A 446-nucleotide genomic window follows, 5' to 3' on the forward strand; every position below is an offset into this window, starting at 1 on the left:
GTTTATGTCAATGCGTCTACTCGGTTTACCGACGGCTTTGTTTTCGGATTGGGCGCGGAAATCGGTATTTCCACCCAAAAAATGCACGCCCGTGGCCCGATGGGTTTGGAAGCGCTGACTTCGACCACATTCTATATCAATGGCAACGGTCAGATCCGACGTTGAGAAACGCCCCTCAACTTCATCAATTTGCGTATAATGGCGGGAAATTTGATTTTCCCCGAACAACCGATTTAGTAAAAAGGAACACACCATGTCCTCTATCCACGATCAAATCAAAGAAGTCGTTACCACCCACCGCGTCGTATTGTTCATGAAAGGCACGAAGCAATTCCCGCAATGCGGCTTCTCTTCCCGTGCCGTACAAATCCTGAATGCGGCAGGTTGCACCGACTATGTAACCGTCAACGTATTGGAAAACGATGCCGTACGCCAAGGCATTAAAG

At 48.7% G+C, this 446-nt stretch carries 1 protein-coding gene and 1 pseudogene; both read left to right on the plus strand.

Annotated elements, in window-relative coordinates; all coding sequences use genetic code 11:
• Positions 1–165 (plus strand): annotated as a pseudogene (locus ACTHUR_RS20935) (gamma-glutamyl-phosphate reductase); the annotation flags it as partial.
• Positions 166–253: 88 nt separating this feature from the next.
• Positions 254–446: glutaredoxin domain-containing protein (locus ACTHUR_RS20940; RefSeq protein WP_440400734.1), on the plus strand; the 193-nt coding region annotated here is incomplete at its 3' end.

Source organism: Neisseria sp. P0021.S007, from assembly GCF_051956855.1.